The 18,010-nt window shown below is 43.0% G+C and carries 18 protein-coding genes and 1 pseudogene; 16 read left to right on the top strand and 3 right to left on the bottom strand.

Annotated features, from left to right (window positions below):
* Positions 1-31: 31 nt before the first annotated feature.
* The 4 genes from MHH52_RS15120 to MHH52_RS15105 all read left to right on the top strand — a co-directional run bounded on the left by MHH52_RS15120 (position 32) and on the right by MHH52_RS15105 (position 5,503).
* Positions 32-1,012, top strand: coding sequence for an ABC transporter substrate-binding protein (locus MHH52_RS15120; RefSeq protein ID WP_340003416.1), 981 nt, complete (start codon positions 32-34; stop codon positions 1,010-1,012).
* A 113-nt stretch (positions 1,013-1,125) separates the two neighbouring features.
* The gene (locus MHH52_RS15115; RefSeq protein WP_340003415.1) at positions 1,126-2,736 is read left to right on the top strand and encodes a response regulator; all 1,611 of its coding nucleotides are present in this window, start codon (positions 1,126-1,128) and stop codon (positions 2,734-2,736) included.
* Positions 2,733-4,514 (top strand): sensor histidine kinase, encoded by a 1,782-nt coding sequence (locus MHH52_RS15110; protein WP_340003414.1) that lies wholly within the window; start codon positions 2,733-2,735, stop codon positions 4,512-4,514. Before MHH52_RS15115 ends, MHH52_RS15110 begins: the two co-directional genes overlap by 4 nt.
* Entirely contained in the window at positions 4,514-5,503 is a 990-nt protein-coding gene (locus MHH52_RS15105) for a substrate-binding domain-containing protein (RefSeq protein ID WP_340003413.1), read from the top strand. The genes MHH52_RS15110 and MHH52_RS15105 overlap by 1 nt, the downstream gene beginning before the upstream one ends.
* Positions 5,504-5,649: 146 nt before the next feature.
* Here the strand turns inward: MHH52_RS15105 and MHH52_RS15100 are convergent, their stop codons facing one another.
* The gene (locus MHH52_RS15100; protein WP_340003412.1) at positions 5,650-6,540 is read right to left on the bottom strand and encodes a LysR family transcriptional regulator; all 891 of its coding nucleotides are present in this window, start codon (positions 6,538-6,540) and stop codon (positions 5,650-5,652) included.
* Between the two features lie 326 nt (positions 6,541-6,866).
* On the opposite strand from MHH52_RS15100, the gene MHH52_RS15095 reads away from it, so the two are divergent.
* The 12 genes and pseudogenes from MHH52_RS15095 to MHH52_RS15040 all read left to right on the top strand — a co-directional run bounded on the left by MHH52_RS15095 (position 6,867) and on the right by MHH52_RS15040 (position 16,154).
* Positions 6,867-7,802: a phosphate ABC transporter substrate-binding protein gene (locus MHH52_RS15095; protein ID WP_340003411.1), complete on the top strand. Its 936-nt coding sequence runs from the start codon at positions 6,867-6,869 to the stop codon at positions 7,800-7,802.
* A gap of 76 nt (positions 7,803-7,878) precedes the next feature.
* Positions 7,879-8,781, top strand: coding sequence for a phosphate ABC transporter permease subunit PstC (gene pstC, locus MHH52_RS15090; protein WP_340003410.1), 903 nt, complete (start codon positions 7,879-7,881; stop codon positions 8,779-8,781).
* Positions 8,778-9,674, top strand: a complete 897-nt coding sequence (gene pstA, locus MHH52_RS15085; RefSeq protein ID WP_340003409.1) for a phosphate ABC transporter permease PstA — start codon at positions 8,778-8,780, stop codon at positions 9,672-9,674. Before pstC ends, pstA begins: the two co-directional genes overlap by 4 nt.
* Positions 9,675-9,713: 39 nt before the next feature.
* Positions 9,714-10,490, top strand: a complete 777-nt coding sequence (gene pstB, locus MHH52_RS15080) for a phosphate ABC transporter ATP-binding protein PstB (protein ID WP_313637298.1) — start codon at positions 9,714-9,716, stop codon at positions 10,488-10,490.
* A gap of 214 nt (positions 10,491-10,704) precedes the next feature.
* Positions 10,705-11,307, top strand: a complete 603-nt coding sequence (locus MHH52_RS15075) for a nitroreductase (protein WP_340003408.1) — start codon at positions 10,705-10,707, stop codon at positions 11,305-11,307.
* Between the two features lie 585 nt (positions 11,308-11,892).
* Positions 11,893-12,030, top strand: a complete 138-nt coding sequence (locus tag MHH52_RS15070) for a hypothetical protein (RefSeq protein ID WP_340003407.1) — start codon at positions 11,893-11,895, stop codon at positions 12,028-12,030.
* Positions 11,999-13,183 carry a group II intron reverse transcriptase/maturase gene (gene ltrA, locus MHH52_RS15065; protein ID WP_340003406.1) on the top strand — a complete coding sequence of 395 codons (1,185 nt, stop codon included), beginning with the start codon at positions 11,999-12,001 and terminating at the stop codon, positions 13,181-13,183. Before MHH52_RS15070 ends, ltrA begins: the two co-directional genes overlap by 32 nt.
* Positions 13,184-13,383: 200 nt before the next feature.
* Positions 13,384-13,587 carry a helix-turn-helix transcriptional regulator gene (locus tag MHH52_RS15060; RefSeq protein ID WP_313637294.1) on the top strand — a complete coding sequence of 68 codons (204 nt, stop codon included), beginning with the start codon at positions 13,384-13,386 and terminating at the stop codon, positions 13,585-13,587.
* Between the two features lie 2 nt (positions 13,588-13,589).
* Positions 13,590-14,057, top strand: coding sequence for a DUF6773 family protein (locus MHH52_RS15055; protein WP_340003405.1), 468 nt, complete (start codon positions 13,590-13,592; stop codon positions 14,055-14,057).
* An 83-nt stretch (positions 14,058-14,140) separates the two neighbouring features.
* A pseudogene (locus MHH52_RS15050) lies at positions 14,141-14,862 on the top strand (MBL fold metallo-hydrolase).
* Complete coding sequence (locus MHH52_RS15045; protein ID WP_340003404.1) at positions 14,863-15,435, top strand: WHG domain-containing protein; 573 nt, start codon at positions 14,863-14,865, stop codon at positions 15,433-15,435. It abuts the pseudogene before it with no gap.
* A gap of 23 nt (positions 15,436-15,458) precedes the next feature.
* Positions 15,459-16,154, top strand: a complete 696-nt coding sequence (locus MHH52_RS15040) for a hypothetical protein (protein ID WP_340003403.1) — start codon at positions 15,459-15,461, stop codon at positions 16,152-16,154.
* A 175-nt stretch (positions 16,155-16,329) separates the two neighbouring features.
* Here MHH52_RS15040 and MHH52_RS15035 read toward each other — a convergent pair whose 3' ends face one another.
* Positions 16,330-16,512: a hypothetical protein gene (locus MHH52_RS15035; RefSeq protein WP_313637288.1), complete on the bottom strand. Its 183-nt coding sequence runs from the start codon at positions 16,510-16,512 to the stop codon at positions 16,330-16,332.
* Positions 16,513-16,733: 221 nt separating this feature from the next.
* Positions 16,734-17,963 carry an aminopeptidase gene (locus MHH52_RS15030; RefSeq protein ID WP_340003402.1) on the bottom strand — a complete coding sequence of 410 codons (1,230 nt, stop codon included), beginning with the start codon at positions 17,961-17,963 and terminating at the stop codon, positions 16,734-16,736.
* Between the last annotated feature and the right edge of the window lie 47 nt (positions 17,964-18,010).

Raw genomic sequence — 18,010 nt, 5'->3', positions numbered from 1 at the left:
TACAAAGCAAATGACGAGGGGGAAATATTAAATGAAACAGCGTCGCAGAGGGATTATCATGATTGCCAGTTTGTTACTGGCTACTACCTTACTTGGTGCTTGTAACAACAGTGATAGCAAAAAGAGTGCATCCGGTTCAGACAAACCATATATCCCAGTCATTTCAAAAGGATTTCAGCATCAATTCTGGCAAGCGGTTAAGCAAGGAGCTGAGAAGGCTGCTAAGGAGTTTAACGTCGAGATCACGTTTGAAGGACCTGAAAATGAGAGTCAGGTAGATAAACAAATTGAAATGTTGCAGACGGCGCTAGACAAGAAACCTGCAGCAATCGCATTAGCAGCTCTGGACAGCAAAGCAGCGATTCCTTATCTGGAAAAAGCAAAGGAAAACAATATTCCAATCATTGGCTTTGACTCTGGAGTAGACAGCGATATCCCTGTAGCAACAGCAGCGACTGACAATAAAGCGGCAGCAGCATTGGCAGCTGATAAAATGGCTGAGTTGGTTGGCAAGAAGGGCAAAGTAGGTCTAGTCGTACATGACCAAACAAGTAGCACAGGACAACAGCGTCGTGATGGCTTCTTAGAACAAATGAAAGCGAAATATCCAGATATTGAAGTGTTAGAGCCGCAATATGGCGGTGGAGATCAGTTGAAATCCACGGATCTAGCTAAAGCGATGATGCAGGCCAATCCAGACCTTAAAGGGATCTATGGCTCAAATGAAGGTTCTGCAGTAGGTGTGGCTAATGCGGTAAATGAATTGCAGATGGGTGGAAAGATTGTGGTCATCGGCTTTGACTCCGGTAAACAGTTAATGGACGCAATTCGTAGTGGTGTTGTGGCTGGTGCTGTTACACAGGATCCCATTGGTATTGGTTATCAAGCAGTGAAGGCAGCTGTTCAGGCGATTAAAGGGGAGACCGTAGAAAAGAATATTGACACCGGGTTTCACTGGTATGATAAGAACAATATTGATTCCGATGAAATCAAACCTCTGCTATACGAATAGGAGATATTAATAATAGAGGTTGCCTCACAAAGGCAACCTCTATTATGCTTATACAAAAAGGTAAACATTTACATTAAGAGGAATGGATGCGTTAATAGCTTAGGAGGTGTTGGATGTATAAGATTATTCTGGTTGATGATGAAGATGAGGTTCGTGAGGGGATCAAACAGAAGATATCATGGAACAAATATGGTTTTGAGCTTGTTGGTGATTTCGATAACGGCAGAGATGCCCTTGAAGCGATCGAGCAGTATCGACCAGATGTGATTATTACAGATATTTACATGCCCTTTATGGATGGATTAGGATTGGCCAAAGCTGTAATGGAACGTTATCGGGACATGAAGGTCATTATCGTAACTGGATATGAAGACTTCGAATACGCCAAGCGGGCTATAACCTTGAAGGTGACTGAATATTTGTTAAAACCGATTAATGCCCGTGAGTTTGCCGAATTTCTAAGCAAAATGAAGCAGGATTTGGATGAAGAGCATTTACAAAAAGCCAATATCGCTAAGCTTCGCATGCAATTAAATCAGAGCTTTCCTTTGCTCCGCGAACGATTTCTGGAGAAACTTGTTACTACTCGTATGAAAAACGAAGAGATCGAGAATAAAATGAATTATTTTCATATACAGTTGCAGGGTGCGGTTAAGCTTGCAATCGTAATAGATATAGAAATGGAGAATCGGAGCCAGGACATTGCTTCTGATGCAGAGCTACTTCGTTTTGCCGCTTTTAACATTGTGCAGGAGCAACTTGAGAAGGAGCAGGGAGGCGTTGTGTTTCAGACGAGAGATGGTAAACTCGCCGCGATATTATCAGGGGATTCAGAAGAGATCGAAGTCACAACACAGCTTCTCGCGGATCAAGTTCAGACCAGCTTGAACAAATATTTGAAGCTGACGGCTACCATCGGCATCGGTCGAAAATACTCTGGCTTGCAGCAAATACCACAATCTTTCCAGGAAGCGATTTCATCGATAGAATATCGATATCTTTTAGGCATAGATAAGGTTATCTCCATTCAGGATCTTGAGTTTGGTAAAGGATTGGATCAAGCACATTTCTCATCATGGGAAAAGCAATTCATATCCGCATTGAAGACAGGTAAAGCTTCAGCGATCTCGGAGGTCCTCTCCAAATGGTTTCAGGAACTAAAGAGTAATAGCTCCTCAATAGAAGGCTGCCGCAGTAGCATCTACCAGATGCTCGTCTCTCTAATGAATTATGTAGTGGATATCGGATTCCCTAATACAGTGCTTGTTTCTCAAGATATGTTCGCAGAGGTTGCTGCCCTAAAGACTTTAGATGAAGCTAGGAATTATCTAGAGAGAACTTGCCATGAGCTGATACTTAAGCTATCGGAACAAAGAACAACAGTTAGGACTTCTCAGATGAAAGCCGCGGAAGCTTATATTCGAGATAATTATTGTAATGACAGCTTCTCACTCAATGAGCTGTGTAGCCATATTTTTATGAGCATCAGTTATTTCAGTGCGACTTTTAAACAGCATACCGGCGAGACTTTTATTGAGTATTTAACTCGTCTCCGTTTGGATAAAGCTAAAGAACTCCTTGCAGTCACACAGTTGAAGACTTATGATATCGCTGCTAGAGTTGGCTATGCTGATCCACAGTATTTCAGTGTTATTTTCAAACGTAATGTAGGGATCACACCGAAGGAATATCGACAGCGACAGAAGGAGAATCTCCCTCTATGAAACGTCATCGCTTCTTTCGAAGTCGAAGTATTCATACTAATATTGCTATTTCATTTTCACTTCTTATCCTCTGTACGACTATCGTGCTGAGCTATACTTCATATCGGCTCTCCTCAGCCGCTGTCATGGGGAATTCCGTAGCCTACACTTCACAATTAATAGAACAAGTAAAACTGAACATCGAGAATTACATTAGCAATATGGAGAGTATTGCTGCATTGGTGTTAACTAGCAGTGATCTAGAAAAGTATGTGAAAGGTTCGAGTTCGGGGCAAGAAAGAGAGGCCAAGGATAAGCAGTTAGCAAGCCAATATCTTCGTTCTGTAGTCCAGTCCCGCACCGATATTTCTTCTATAGTGTATGCAAGCTCGGAAGGAATAACGGTTTCAGATCGACTGGATGCAGTTTTGAAACCGCTTCCCGAGTTGGTTTCTCAAGAATGGTATCAGCAAGCTATGAACCAGACCGGAGTTGCTGTTTCCTCCTCGCATGTACAGCACCTATTTCAGGATGAATACCGATGGGTAGTGTCGATCAGTAGAAAGCTCTTGGATACTTTTTCCGAAATGGAAGCAGAACGACAGGGTGTGCTACTCGTAGATCTTAATTACAGCGTTATTAATAATCTGTGCAAACAAATCGAACTGGGAAAGCGCGGTTATGTATTCATCGTAGATCCGGCGGGGAGCCTGGTCTATCATCCTCAACAGCAACTGATCTACTCGCAGCTCAAGTTTGAGCAATTGGAAACGGTTCTCGGGATTAAGAGTGGATCAGTTACGGTTAACACTGGGGACGAACAGAAACTGTACACCGTGGATACAACCAGCTTTGGCTGGAAGATTGTGGGGGTTACCTATCCAGATGATCTGGTTGCTAACAAACAGCGGATGCAAGGGACCGCCGCCCTGTGGGGAGCAGTAAGTCTGATCTTCGCTATGGCAACATCCGTGTTCCTCTCGTACGCTCTGACCAAACCGCTCAAGAAACTGGAAATGAACATGAAAAAAGCGGAACGAGGAGAGTTCGACATTCGTGTGGAGATTGAAAGCACGAACGAGATAGGCAAGCTTGCCCGAACTTTTAATCTTATGATCATGAAGATTAAGGAGTTGATGAGTCAGATTGTCATGGAGCAAGAGATGAAACGTGTGAGTGAGTTGAAGGCACTCCAAGCTCAGATTAAACCCCACTTTTTGTATAATACGCTAGACTCGATCATCTGGATGGCAGAGACTGGAAAGATGGAGGAGGTGGTCGAAATGACCTCATCTCTATCGAAGCTGCTGCGTTCTACGATCGGAGAGGGCGAGGAATTGATTCCGATCGCAAGAGAACTAGAGCATATTCGGCACTATCTAACGATCCAGAACATGCGCTATCGCCATAAATTCACTTATTCTATAGAGGTTCATGAAGATATTCTTGAATGCAGTATTTTGAAATTGGTCCTTCAACCCTTAGTTGAAAATGCAATCTATCATGGCATAAAGCATAATCCTGAACAAGGTCACATTCTGATTAGGGGCAAAAGAGAGCAAAGCGATATTATTATTCAGATTATTGACAATGGTGTCGGCATGGATACAGAGCAGATTGGCAAGTTACTGCTTCAAAAGGCAGATTATAAGAGTGGCAGTGGTGTAGGAGTCGCGAATGTGAACCATCGAATTCAGCTTTATTTCGGGGACCATTATGGTTTGTCTTTTGCAAGCGAAATGGAAGAAGGGACGACGGTTACGTTAAGTATTCCAGCGCTCTATGAGGAGGAGAGTTAATGGGCTCACTTTGGTCAAAAATAGGCCTGTCTGCTCTACTGTTATTCTTCATTGTAGCGCTTGGGTGGGTAGGCTATCGTATGTTTACGAATGAACTTGGTACCAAGGTCAGAACTATTATCTACGTTCCTAAGACCATCGATAGTAGTATTGAATTCTGGGAAGTGATGAAACAAGGTGTGGCGACTGCTGCCAAGGAATTCGGTGCAGATGTACATATGGTAGGAACAGATACCGAGCTAGATGTGGATAAGCAGATACAACTGCTAGAACAGGCGATTCAGGAGAAGCCCGATGCCATTATTTTGGCTGCTACCGATTATTATCGTCTCGTTCCGATTGCAGAGCAGATTAAGGCTGCGGGCATCACTCTTATTACGGTGGATTCGGGACTGAATGGCGGTGTATCAGAGAGTTTTATCGCCACAGATAATTACGAAGCAGGACGTAAAGCAGGGCAGGAGTTGATTAAAAATATTCATAGCGACGATCAAGTCGCCATTATTAATTTTGTACAAGGCTCCGCTACAGCTATAGAGAGGGAGAAAGGGGTTCGGGATGCGTTATCTCAGAATGGAGTTAATCATGTGCATGATACCCTTTACAGTAACGGATCTTCGCGGAAGGCATACCAATTAACTATTGACCTTCTAAAGAATCAGCCACAACTAAAGGGAATTATTGGCCTAAATGAGCCATCTACATTAGGTGCGGGTCTGGCAATTATGGATATGGGCCTAAAATCAAAAGTGAAGTTGGTTGGATTCGACAATTCCAGTAGTGAAGTTCAGTTGCTGGAGAAAGAAATTATGCTGGGAACGGTAATTCAAAAACCTTTTACTATGGGGTATTTGGCTGTGAAAACCGCACTTGAGGTCGTTTCAGGTAACAAAGTAGATCCTATTATGGATACAGGCTCCGAATTCATTACGAAGGAAAATATGTACACAAGCGAGAATGAAAAGTTAATGTTTCCCTTCATAGAATAAGTAAGCAATAACGCCTTCGACGTCCCTAAAGGACGGTAAGCGTTTATGCGAGAAATATAAGGATAAGTATAGTGTGAAACTTATACTTTCTATATTTTAAATAAGGGAGCTTCCAAAACCGTTATGGCTTTGGGAGCTCCCTTATTTTAGTTACTGGAGTCGTTTAATATTTCGGAAAATGATTGCTGCAACGGTGTTAATATATGATCTTTTCGCCAAGCCAGAACAAAACCACCGCTCTCAGGCAAAATTCCTGGCAGAGGAGTATAACAAAGACGACCCAATTCAAGTTCTGCTTCAATACTAGCCTTAGAACAAATTCCTACTCCATCCCCCTGGCTGACTAACTTCTTAAGTGTCTCAGGTGAATTCAACTCTGATCGGTTCCACAACCTTATATGATTTAACTGTGCCCATTGATCCGCAAATCCCCGTAAACAAGAACCAACCTCATACTGAATCCAAGGCTCAAGCGCTATCTTTTCCGGTGTTAACTTCCCTATGTTCTCAAATGGATGTCCAGGTGCAAAAATAAGCACAGGTTCATCGCGGACAATGAGCTGAAAGTTAAAGGATTCATCATGCCAATCTGAAGTGTGTAAAATAGCCATTTGAATTTCTCGGCTCCGGAGCCGTTCTCGTAACAAAGTATCACTTTGGATGGTCATTGAATTATTAATCCCCGGATATAGTTTCATGAATTGGATTAGCGCTTTAGGTAAAATATAAGTTGCAGGAATATAGCTTGCTTCCAGCTCTAATGTACCTTGTGTAGGGGAAGAAAACTGCTTTACAGTACGTTCAGCTTCGGCTGTGAGTGAGACGATCTTGATAGCATATTGATACAAGGCCCGTCCAGCATCTGTGAGCAGTACTCGTCCACTTCGATATAGGAATAAAGGAGTACCAAATTCATTCTCTAGATTCTTCATATGAAAAGACACGGTAGGTTGTTTAAGGCCTAATTCAGCAGCTACATCGGTTACTTTTTTATATTTTTCAAGTAGTATAACGATCTTTAATTTCATAATATTCATGACTTTCCTCCGCATAATGCTTAGTTGGATAACAAATTATATCCCCATTATAGATTATATCTATACATATATATAGTTTCTATTGGTATTTTTATCGTTGGCTTTACAAAGTTAAGAAGTTTCTCTAACGAACGAGCTCTAGAATAAGAAGAGTCAGAGGAGCCAAGAAGCTCCGGACAACAACATATGCGTTCGATGAACTTTTACAGTAAACAAGCATATGGGGGCCAAAGCTCCAGAACACCATGTTAAAGCTTTCGAAGCCAGTTTTGTACGATCTGTATGAGGAAGCCATGCTAACAAAACATTTAGGAGGAGACAAAACAATGCAATTAAAAAAATCATGGATTATGACTTTGGCTTTAACAAGCGTACTGGCACTTTCGGCCTGCGGTAATGGTGGAGGAAACAAAACGGGAGGAAACGCTGCAGCTACAAATGAAGGAAGTGGCGGTGCTAAAATAAGTGGTTCGATTCTAGCTTCAGGTTCAACTGCACTACAACCATTGGTTGAGCTGGTTGCTGAGAATTTTATGGATAAAAATGCTGGTGTGGACATTCAAGTTCAAGGCGGCGGTAGTGGTACTGGTCTGACTCAAGTTGCTGAGAAGCAAGTAGACATCGGAAACTCTGACGTATTCGCAGAGGAAAAACTAAAAGATAAAGATGCAGAAAAAGCAGCAGCACTCGTAGATCATCAAGTAGCTGTAGTAGCGATCGCAACTGTAACACATCCTGATGCTGGTGTGAATAGCTTGACTAAGCAACAGCTTCTAGACATTTTCACAGGAAAGATCACTAACTGGAAAGAAGTTGGTGGAGCGGATCAAAAAATCCAAATCATTAATCGTCCAGGAAGCTCCGGTACACGTGCAACTTATGAAAGTTATGCTTTAGGAACAAAAACTGAAGATATCCCAGGATCTATTCAAGAAGATTCCTCCGGTACCGTTAAGAAGATGATCGGAGAAACTCCAGGAGCTATCGGTTATCTGGCTCTTTCATACCTTGATGATTCCATCAAAACACTTAGCCTCGATGGTGTAGAAGCATCTGTAGACAATGTTATTTCTGGTAAATATCCAGTATGGGCTTACGAGCATATGTACACAAACGGCGAACCTAATGAAACGGTAAAAGCATTCCTCGACTTTTTCTTAACAGACGAAGTACAAACAGGTGAAGTCGTTGAGCTTGGGTATATTCCAGCAGTGAAAATGCAAGTAACACGTGACGTTGCAGGAAATGTTACAGCTAAGTAATTAGTAAGGATTAGAATCTCAAGTGATTAGAGGCGGATACATCTGCCTCTCTTTTCACTTTAGAAAGAGGGAGCAATTGAGGGTGAAACTAAAGAACTCACGCATCGAGAAACATCATATTGAAGATTTTGTGGGACGTACATATATGTCCTTCTGTGTACTGCTATTGATAACAATCATTGTATCGATGGTATATTTTGTAGCGTCTAAAGGCATTTCAACTTTCACAAGTGGCGATGTTAGCGTTTCTGATTTTCTATTCGGTACGAAGTGGTCACCTGAAGCAGATACGCCATCCTTTGGTGCTTTTCCGTTTATCGCAGGATCTTTCTTGGTCACTTTGCTTGCAGCATTGATTGCTAGTCCACTTAGCCTATGCGCTGCACTATTCATGACTGAGATTGTTCCAGGATGGGGAAAAAAATTGCTTCAGCCAGTGATTGAGCTGTTGGCAGGTATCCCTTCAGTTGTTTATGGTTTCATCGGATTAAGTGTTATTGTACCGTTTCTACGCAACAACCTGCCTGGTCAAGGCATCGGGGTAGCTGCAGGCGCGCTTGTGCTCTCGGTCATGATTCTTCCGACGATTACAAGCGTGGCTGCAGACGCGCTGGCTTCATTGCCGCAAAATTTAAAGGAATCCTCCTATGCGCTTGGTGCTACCCGGTGGCAGACGATCTCTCGAGTGATTATTCCGACAACGTTTCCTGCTATTATGACAGGTATTGTTCTGGGGATGGCACGTGCATTCGGTGAAGCCCTTGCTGTACAGATGGTTATCGGGAATGCGCCATTCGTACCTAAATCACTCTTTGAATCAGCTTCTACCCTGACGAGTGTGATTACGCTTGGAATGGGGAACACAACCATGGGCTCTGCGCACAATAATGCTCTGTGGAGTATGGCACTGGTTCTTATGCTAATGACCTTTGTATTTGTCTTCTTTGTGAGACTGCTTGAAAGGAGAAATAAAATTTGAAGCCGAGAACCGTAAATAAAATTGCCACAAGCCTTATTGTATTTTTCGCAATGCTCATCGTAGCTATTCTTGTTGGTCTATTGGGATATATCCTCTTTCGAGGTATTAGTCATATTAGTTGGGATTTTCTATTCTCGGCACCGCAAAAAATCCGAGCAGGTGGAGGGATTGGCCCTCAGCTATTTAACTCCATATTCCTGTTAGTATTGACGCTAATTATTACAGTACCACTTGGATTGGGAGCCGGTATTTACATGGCTGAATATGCTCGTCCAGGTAAAATCACCAGCTTTATTCGCTTAATTGTTGAAGTATTATCTTCGTTCCCTTCAATCGTAGTCGGCTTGTTTGGTCTATTGCTGATTGTTAACTATTTCAATCTAGGCTTCTCTTTAATCTCTGGTGCGTTGGCATTGACGGTCTTTAATCTACCGTTGATGGTTCGGATTACTGAGCAAGCTTTCCGTAGTGTTCCGAAGCAACAAAAAGAAGCTGGTTTTGCGCTAGGATTGTCCAAGTGGAAAATCGTAACCTCCGTGTTGTTTCCAGTAGCATTACCTACGATTATTACCGGTACTATTTTGTCCGCTGGCCGTGTCTTTGGGGAAGCAGCCGCGTTGATGTTCACTGCAGGAATGAGTAGTCCAAGACTAGATTTCACCAACTGGAATCCACTTAGTCCAAACTCACCACTGAATCCTTTCCGTCCAGCAGAAACACTGGCTGTTCATATCTGGAAGGTAAACAGTGAAGGAATTGCTCCTGATGCTGCGCAAATTGCTGCGGGAGCTTCTGCAGTACTTGTAATTATGGTATTAATCTTCAACCTGGCAGCACGTTATTTCGGAAGATTTATTTATCGTAAGCTTACAGCTTCAAAAAGAATGAACTAATTCCTAAAAATTAAAGTAGAGATGTAGGAGGAGTAATCGATGGGAACGTCGGCAACAGCAGTGCGTGAATCTTTTCAAACCGAGGACCTGAGTATTTATTATGGAACATATGAGGCAGTGAAGGGTATTAGTCTTCCTTTTGCTGAAAATACGGTTACTGCACTGATCGGCCCATCCGGCTGCGGTAAATCAACCTTTCTTCGTTCACTGAACCGGATGAATGACGAAATCTCCGGATCAACAACCAAAGGAAGCATCTGGATTGATGGAGTAGATATTAATGCTCCTGGCACAGACGTTATCAAACTGCGTCAGAAGATCGGCATGGTTTGGCAAAAGCCGAATCCGTTCTATAAATCTATTTATGATAACATCGCTTTTGGACCTAAGTATCATGGGATTAAAGGGAAAAAAGCACTCGATGAGATTGTTGAGAGCAGCCTTCGTAAAGCAGCACTGTGGGATGAAGTTAAGGATCGGTTAAAAGATTCAGCGCTAGCGCTGTCCGGTGGTCAACAGCAGCGCCTTTGCATTGCAAGAGCGTTGTCGGTTAACCCACAAATTCTACTCTTGGACGAACCAGCTTCTGCACTAGACCCGGTCTCCACAGGTAAAGTAGAGGAGCTAATCAAGGAGTTGAAAGAGGAGCTTCGCATTGTAATTGTGACACACAACATGCAGCAAGCTGCACGGATTTCTGATTATACAGCTTACTTTTATCTAGGATCTCTTGTAGAGTATGATAAGACGGATAAGGTCTTTACAAATCCTGAGAATCAAATGACACAAGAATATATCACGGGTCGTTTCGGCTGAGTCACTTCAACATCGTTCCTTAGGGGACGGTGTTTTTGTAAATATAAGAGTTTATATGCTGCACAACTATAACATTCTTATATTTCTACAAGGAACGGATGTCGCTTTAAAGGACGACAACGTCGTTTCTTCTTATTTCCTGTTATTTGCAAAAGGTAGAGAGATACTGTATTATTTGCGATAATGATTATCATTATTATAGGGAGTGGATCTGATGACACAAACTCAACCGACTCAAAAAAATAGCGTAGCTAATGTGATTAAAGAACGTCGCTCCATTAAACTTTTCAAAAAAGATCTATTACCTCAAGGTTTATTAGAGGAATTGTTGAATGTAGCCGTATGGGCACCGAATCATGATCTGCGTGAGCCGTGGAGATTTATTGCTTTTCAAGGTGAAGGTTCAAAGTTCTTGGCTGAGGCCGCATTTTCCTTCGTGAAACGAGCGATAGCTGATCCAGAAGTAGCCGCTAAACGTAAAGAATATATCTCCAACATTCCTTTGACATTAATTGTGGTCATCCCCGAGGATCCTCGGCAGAGAGAGTGGGATGAGGATTTTGCAGCAGCGTCCGCACTTGTGCAGAACTTCCAGCTAGCAGCTTGGGAACAAGGCGTAGGAACGATTTGGAAGACGGATCCTTACATCTATTCTCCTGAATTCCGTAACAAAATTGGTGTGAAGCCAGGTGAGAAGATCATTGCTATGATCCATGCTGGATACCCGGAGACTGTGCCAGACAGCCGTCCACGGACGGATGCTTCGGAGTTACTGCAGATCGTTGATAGCTATCCAGAGAACGGTGTAGTGGAATAAGGGAAACGAGCATCCATTGGGATGCTTTTTTTTATTGCGGCGTGCCCAGAGGCACGCATTATCTAGTTGGTGAAAGTCCAATCAAAGGAGGGGCCAAGCCACCTTTGTAGCTAGGATGCTTACGCATGGCGAAATCTGTGTGTAAAAGCGCATCGACAAAAGTACCGGTCAGAGACCGGGCGAGCAACAACCCAGGCCGCAACATGAAGTGAATCCTGCCGCGTCGTCAAAAAGGCCCTGCAAAGGGGAAGAGAGGCTGCCGAGTCTCGCGCATATAGACGAAGGCCAAGGAAGCTGTAAAGAACTTGGGTCAACAGTGAAGAATCCTCCGGCGTATAGGGAACGGCATGGGCTGAAAGATAATGCAGTGAACTGGGGAGACCCTCCCCTGCACGGATTTTTTTTTTTTTTTTTTTTTTTTTTAGGAACCCGTAAAGAGACATTCTATAAGCCTAAAAGGTGAAGTGAATGGTCTGCAGGAAGGGAGTCCGAGGGGCTCATAGTACCGAAGAACCTAAGGACAACATAACCTTAGGGAGGGAAGGAGCCCTGCTTTGTTTATACTTTTGGAGGAGGTACGAGTGAGTGAATGCCAAAGGGCTAACGACACCAAAGGAAAAAGTTCAACAACTCCAAGAAAAGCTAGGTCATGCGGCCAAGGAGAACAAAAAGCGTAAATTCCATGCGTTGTATGACAAGATTTATCGGTGGGATGTACTGTGAAGCGTGGAAACGAGTGAAAGCCAATAAGGGTGCCGCAGGAATAGATGCGGTGACGCTAGCAGATATTGAGGAACAAGGAGAAACACCGTTTCTCAAGGCATGTGAGCGAGAGCTCAAAGAAGGCAACTACCATCCACAACCTGTACGGAGACACTATATCCCGAAGAAAGACGGGAAGCAAAGGCCACTGGGTATACCCACCGTACGCGATCGAGTCATACAGATGGCAACCAAACTCGTGATTGAGCCCATCTTTGAAGCAGACTTTGAGGAAGTATCCTTCGGATTTCGTCCGAAACGAAGTGCTAAAGGTGCGTTGGATAGAATCCGAAAAGCCTGCAACCGTAAAGGAAATTGGGTAGTCGACGTCGATATCCAAGGCTACTTCGACAATATTAATCAAGAGAAGCTAATGAAATTGGTACAGATGCGTATCAATGACAGGCGGATACTTAAAATAATACGAAAGTGGCTGAGTGCAGGAGTTTTGGAAGAAGGAACGGTAAGACGTTCGGATTTAGGGACACCGCAAGGAGGAGTGATTTCACCGCTCCTTGCGAATATCTATCTAAATTACTTCGACCAACTCTGGGAGAAACACGGAAAAGGAATAGGAGAACTCACGAGGTATGCAGACGACTTTGTAGTGGTTTGCAAAACCAAAAAGGACGCAGAACATGCGTATAAGCTTATACGTACGATTATGGAACGTCTGGAGTTGACCCTACACCCGACCAAAACTCGCATTGTAGGATTGTGGACAGGAAACGAAGGATTCGATTTCTTAGGCATGCACCACCGGAAAACCAAAGCAGAAACATCCCAAGGTAAGGTGTACTACACCACGCAGCAGTGGCTAACACAGAAGGCAGAGGAACGTATTCGTGAGGTGGTCAAAGAAAGATTGGCACCGCCGAGCATGCGTTCAAGATCGTTCGAGGAACATGTAGAATGGCTCAATCCCAAGATTCAAGGATGGAGAAATTATTACTACACGAACTATAGCCAAAAGAAGTTAGCAAAACTAGACTGGTATATTTTGGGGCGGTTAACACGGTGGTATGCAAAGAAGAGACAACGCAAAAGATGGATAGGTTCATTATCTGAGGTTAAATATATCGCCTTACAACATGGACTTAAAACGCTATTGTAATCCGCACGCCCATGAATGACGAACATCGGAAAGCCGTATGAGGGAAAACCTCACGTACGGTTTGATGAGGAGGGGCTGAATTTATTCAGCCCTTTACTCTAGAATCAGTTTGTGATGAATGCAATATATAATGTACATAATGACCGATATAATTTACATTGGGATAAAACGGTATGGATTGATATAAGGGAGGGAATAGAGTGGGGGAGAACAAGAACATCAAGTTGAAACTGGCTCGTATACAAAAGAATCTTTCCCAAGAACAGTTAGCTGAAGCGGTAGGGGTTACAAGACAGACGATCGGGCTGATTGAAGCCGGGAACTATAACCCAACGATTAGGTTGTGTATAGCCATCTGTAAGGTGCTAAATACGTCATTAGACGATATTTTTTGGGAGGAATAAGGGTGAGAAGGACAAGGATTAAAGATGAGCGGATTATCACAGAAATTCAAAAGTTTAGTTCTCATGGGTTTTTGATTGTGTTTGTGGGTCTAATGGTTAGTCTTTTTGTTAAAGTGTTTATCCTGCAATGGGACATTAAATATTGGTTGGATACGTTCGTGATTGTGATGGTAGGCTGCTTGTATATTACTGTTCGTTCCGTCAAAGATGGAATATATCTGCTACCGAGTAAGGAAGGGGATGTCAGACAGTTTAAAAAAATCAATTTAATTTGGGGAGTTGTCAGCACGTTAATATGGGCCGTGTTAATGTTCCTATCTGATCTTAGAGAGCCTGGGGAGGTGGATATTAGTAAAAGTATATTGAGCACGCTCGTTGGAGCGGTTATTTTTTTCGTTGGGATCACTTGGGGGATGTGGTTCTTAATCAAAAGATCCAACAAAAATGTGGATAAAAATCTAGATGGATAAGTGAAATTGATATTCACTCTTGTAAAACTAATGTCATTAGTTTATATTTAAGCTAATACCATTAGTTTTGTGGAGGGGTAATGATGAGAGTAACACATGAAGGACATTTACTACAGCTGACTTGGATGCCAAGATTGTTTCCTGTGAATTGTTACATCATAGGGGAAGAAGATGGATTGACTTTGATAGATGCGGCAATGCCGTTTAGTGTAAAAGGAAAGGAATTATAGATACCTCTGCGAAGTTAGGTAAGAAGATCACTCGTATTGTATTAACTCATGCTCATAGCGATCATGTAGGTGCATTGGATGAGCTAAAGAAGCTGCTTCCAGAGGTTCAGGTGTACATCTCAGAGAGAGATGCAGCATTACTTCGCGGAGATCATTCTCTTCGGGAGGGAGAACCTCAGACCCCTATTAAGGGGGGCGTTCCCAAGAAGATATCTACACAGCCAGATATATTACTCTATGATGGCGATACCATTGGCTCATTGACAGCGATTCTTACCCCTGGTCATACCCCGGGCTCTATGTCTTTCGTTGATTCACGGAGCGGCGCTGTTATCGTTGGAGATGCTTTTCAAACCTTTCGAGGAACCGCAGTGTCAGGAACCGTAATTCCTTGGTTTCCGTTTCCGTCTATGGCGACCTGGAATAAAGCTCAAGCACTGAATAGTGCTAATAAGCTTCTGAAGGCTTCACCGACTTTACTGGCTACTGGGCATGGAAACTTGCTTAAAAACCCAGTCCAAACCATGGAGAAAGCTATACACAAAGCACAGATGATTCAAGATAGGAGTAATTAAATGTCACCTAGAGCGGGATTAGATAGTCGTACGCTAGTTATTGCAGCAGCAGAAATTGCTGATCATGAAGGAATAGAAGCCGTGACCTTGGCCGCTTTGGCTAACAAACTGGGTGTTCGTTCTCCGTCGCTGTACAATCACATTAACGGGCTGCAGGATTTGCGCACACAACTTGCGATTTATGGACTTGGCGAGCTTTCCACGACCATGACCAACGCGGCTAAAGAGCTTAGTGGAGATGCTGCTGTACAGGCGATGGGCCGAGCGTATGTGGATTTTGCTAGGAGTCGCCCTGGTTTATATGAGACTACGCTGCGAGCGCCTGAACAGGCAAATACGGAGCTGGAAGCGGCAAGTGATCATATTTTGAAGCTTATTATTCATGTGATGCAGGATTATCAATTGGGTGAGGAGGGAGAAATTCATGCAGTACGCGGGTTACGAAGCATTCTGCATGGTTTCGCCTCTTTAGAGCAAAAGGGCGGTTTCGGAATGGTGCTTGATACCAATATAAGTCTATCTCGCCTCATCAGTACTTTTATTGCCGGGATCGGAAATATGAAATCTAAATAATGGAGTACATAGGAGATGATTTAATGAAGTATAAGGGATATGAAGAGGGCAGTGTCACCACTTTTGAGGAAACAGCAGAAATTGTTGCCAAGGTTGGGATTTTACCGCTTGCAAGCCTGATTCCTGAGCACCCATCTTTAAACGGATTAACTAAAGCGGAGAATTGGCATACGGGATCAGAGCTAGACCCGTGGTCATGGCGTGTAAGGTTTCCTGGTGAAGGCCTGGCTGGATACGGCAAGTTTGTTAAGAAAAAAGCTATCTTAGTCTCTAGCGAGTGGTTCCCAGCATTTGTTGCAGCAGTAGGAAGTGCTAAATCTATAGAAGAACGTTACAATGACGGATTGGCAAGCAGAGAAGCAGTGACCTTACTTCAAATTGTCCGTGAACATCAAGGGATTGATACGCGTATACTTCGTGCTGAAGCTGATATGAAAGCAAAAGAAAAGAAAACGGTATTCGATAATGCGGTTACGGAGCTTCAGGCATCGCTGGACATCGTTATTTCAGGTGTAAAAGAACGCCAAAATGCAGAAGGTGAGAAAAATGGCTGGAGTAGTACCTCGTTTGAGACCGTAAACCACTGGATGGAAGATAACGGTCTTTCCGTATGTGAGGGCGATAGAGAAGAGGCTATAGCTTGGTTACATTCCAAAATGAATGGCGTATGGTCGCCTACAGCAATAGCTTGGACGAACAAAGCATTCTCATGGAAATAATAAGAAACGACGTTGTAATCCCTTAAAGACGACAACCGTTTCTCGTAGAAATATAATAACAATTAACTGTGGAATTTATAAATTGTTCTTATATTTAAATAAAAACGGTTAATCACTTCTCTTCAATGAGAGTGATTAACCGTAAGCGTTTTCTAATAAAGTCATATCCATCAGATTATTGTTCCAACATTGGTGCTAAGTAAGCAATCAGGAAATACAAGAATCCGAAAAACAGCATAACATAGGCGGTATATTTGATTGCATTAGATGCAACAATTCTTGAATCCACCGGTGCTTGAATTTCTAGCTGTTCTTCATCATCGCTGTCAATTTCATTGGATATTGGGTCTCTCAACATGATAATCCCCTCCTTGGAAATTAAATCCTTAATTGTATTGTGACATATTTGTGAACGGAAATCAACAATAGTGTGAACAATTATTGAACTTTTATTCAAATTTGGACATTTTATTTTTTGATATCTAGAAAACAATGCCAAACAACCTGCTTTTGTCCTCTGGAGGAGGAGCAAAGCAGGTTGTTTGGCATTTGATCTATCTAAGAGTTAATGTGAACAATCTAAGCCCAATCGCCGTCACGGAAGATAGGTACGGTTGTTCCATCATCCTTAATCCCATCTATGTTCATTTCGGGTGATCCCATCATAAAGTCAACATGGGTATGGCTTTGATTCATCCCTTTTTCCAGCAATTGTTCTTTGGTCATTGTTGTACCTTCTTGAAGGGTGAAGGCATACGCTGCACCTAAAGCCAAATGGCAGGAGGCATTCTCATCATACAACGTGGTGTAATATAGAATACCGCTCTCGGAGATCGGTGAGTGGAAAGGCACCAGAGCGACTTCTCCTAGATAGGCAGAACCTTCATCCAAAGCGATAAGGGAAGCCAGTGTTTCTGAACCTTTTTCAGCGGTGAAATCCGTCACTTTACCATTCTCAAAGGTAAGGGTGAAATTATCAATAAGTTTACCACCGTAGCTAAGCGGCTTAGTGCTACTTACCTTACCATTAACGCCAGACTTCAGTGGGGCAGTAAATACTTCTTCTGTAGGGATATTGGCGAGGAAAGGGACACCGTTGCCATTGACAGCTCCGGCCTGACACCAAATATGTCCTTCTGGTAACTCAATCGTTAAATCTGTTCCAGTAGCTGTATAGTGCAGTTTACGGAACTTATTATCATTCAAGATAGCACAACGCGCTTTTAGGCCATCCAGATGATGGCTCCACGCTTCAATAGGATCGGCTTGATCCGCACGTGTGGCTTTAAAGATAGCATCCCATAGCAATTCAATTTGCTGATCAGATGAAGCTTCAGGGAATACCTTAGCCGCCCAAGATGATGATGGGAAGGCCACAAGACTCCAGCTTGCGTGATTCCCCATTAACAATTCACGATATGGAGCTAATGTCTGTCCAGAGATCCGCTGATTATCAGCAATTCTTCCTGCCTCAACACCACTCAATAGATCTGGATTAGTAGAGGTTATCGTTAGAAATGCTGCACCCTTTTTAGCCAGATCTTCCAATTCATCTGCTTGCCACTTCGGTGGTTCCAAGAAGGAATCGGATGGAGCAAGGTCATAACGCGTACGTATAACAACCTCATCACTATAATTCACCTTGACTAGCTTCGCGCCCGCTTCATAGGCTTTGCGTACCACAAGACGCACTAGTTCTGCGGAAACGATGTCGGCATTCACAACAAGGGTCTGACCAGGTTGGATATTAACCCCAATCTTCACTGCTAGTAATGCATAATTCTCCAGTTTTTGCTTGAAATCCAACATAGTTTCTACTCCTCCCAGTACCTCTAATCTTTTATTTCATATTTAGT

Source organism: Paenibacillus sp. FSL K6-0276, assembly GCF_037977235.1.
Taxonomy (GTDB): Bacteria; Bacillota; Bacilli; order Paenibacillales; family Paenibacillaceae; genus Paenibacillus_AQ.
Note: the sequence above shows the minus strand (reverse complement) of the source record. Positions and strands in the feature narration are given on the sequence as shown.

Bases quoted from the DNA above. Each gene is read 5' to 3' on its own strand.
- MHH52_RS15120 (WP_340003416.1), top strand. From the start codon at position 32: ATGAAACAGCGTCGCAGAGGGATTATCATGATTGCCAGTTTGTTACTG.
- MHH52_RS15115 (WP_340003415.1), top strand. From the start codon at position 1,126: ATGTATAAGATTATTCTGGTTGATGATGAAGATGAGGTTCGTGAGGGG.
- MHH52_RS15110 (WP_340003414.1), top strand. From the start codon at position 2,733: ATGAAACGTCATCGCTTCTTTCGAAGTCGAAGTATTCATACTAATATT.
- MHH52_RS15105 (WP_340003413.1), top strand. From the start codon at position 4,514: ATGGGCTCACTTTGGTCAAAAATAGGCCTGTCTGCTCTACTGTTATTC.
- MHH52_RS15100 (WP_340003412.1), bottom strand. From the start codon at position 6,540: ATGAATATTATGAAATTAAAGATCGTTATACTACTTGAAAAATATAAA.
- MHH52_RS15095 (WP_340003411.1), top strand. From the start codon at position 6,867: ATGCAATTAAAAAAATCATGGATTATGACTTTGGCTTTAACAAGCGTA.
- pstB (WP_313637298.1), top strand. From the start codon at position 9,714: ATGGGAACGTCGGCAACAGCAGTGCGTGAATCTTTTCAAACCGAGGAC.
- MHH52_RS15075 (WP_340003408.1), top strand. From the start codon at position 10,705: ATGACACAAACTCAACCGACTCAAAAAAATAGCGTAGCTAATGTGATT.
- ltrA (WP_340003406.1), top strand. From the start codon at position 11,999: ATGACAAGATTTATCGGTGGGATGTACTGTGAAGCGTGGAAACGAGTG.
- MHH52_RS15045 (WP_340003404.1), top strand. From the start codon at position 14,863: ATGTCACCTAGAGCGGGATTAGATAGTCGTACGCTAGTTATTGCAGCA.
- MHH52_RS15040 (WP_340003403.1), top strand. From the start codon at position 15,459: ATGAAGTATAAGGGATATGAAGAGGGCAGTGTCACCACTTTTGAGGAA.
- MHH52_RS15035 (WP_313637288.1), bottom strand. From the start codon at position 16,512: ATGTTGAGAGACCCAATATCCAATGAAATTGACAGCGATGATGAAGAA.
- MHH52_RS15030 (WP_340003402.1), bottom strand. From the start codon at position 17,963: ATGTTGGATTTCAAGCAAAAACTGGAGAATTATGCATTACTAGCAGTG.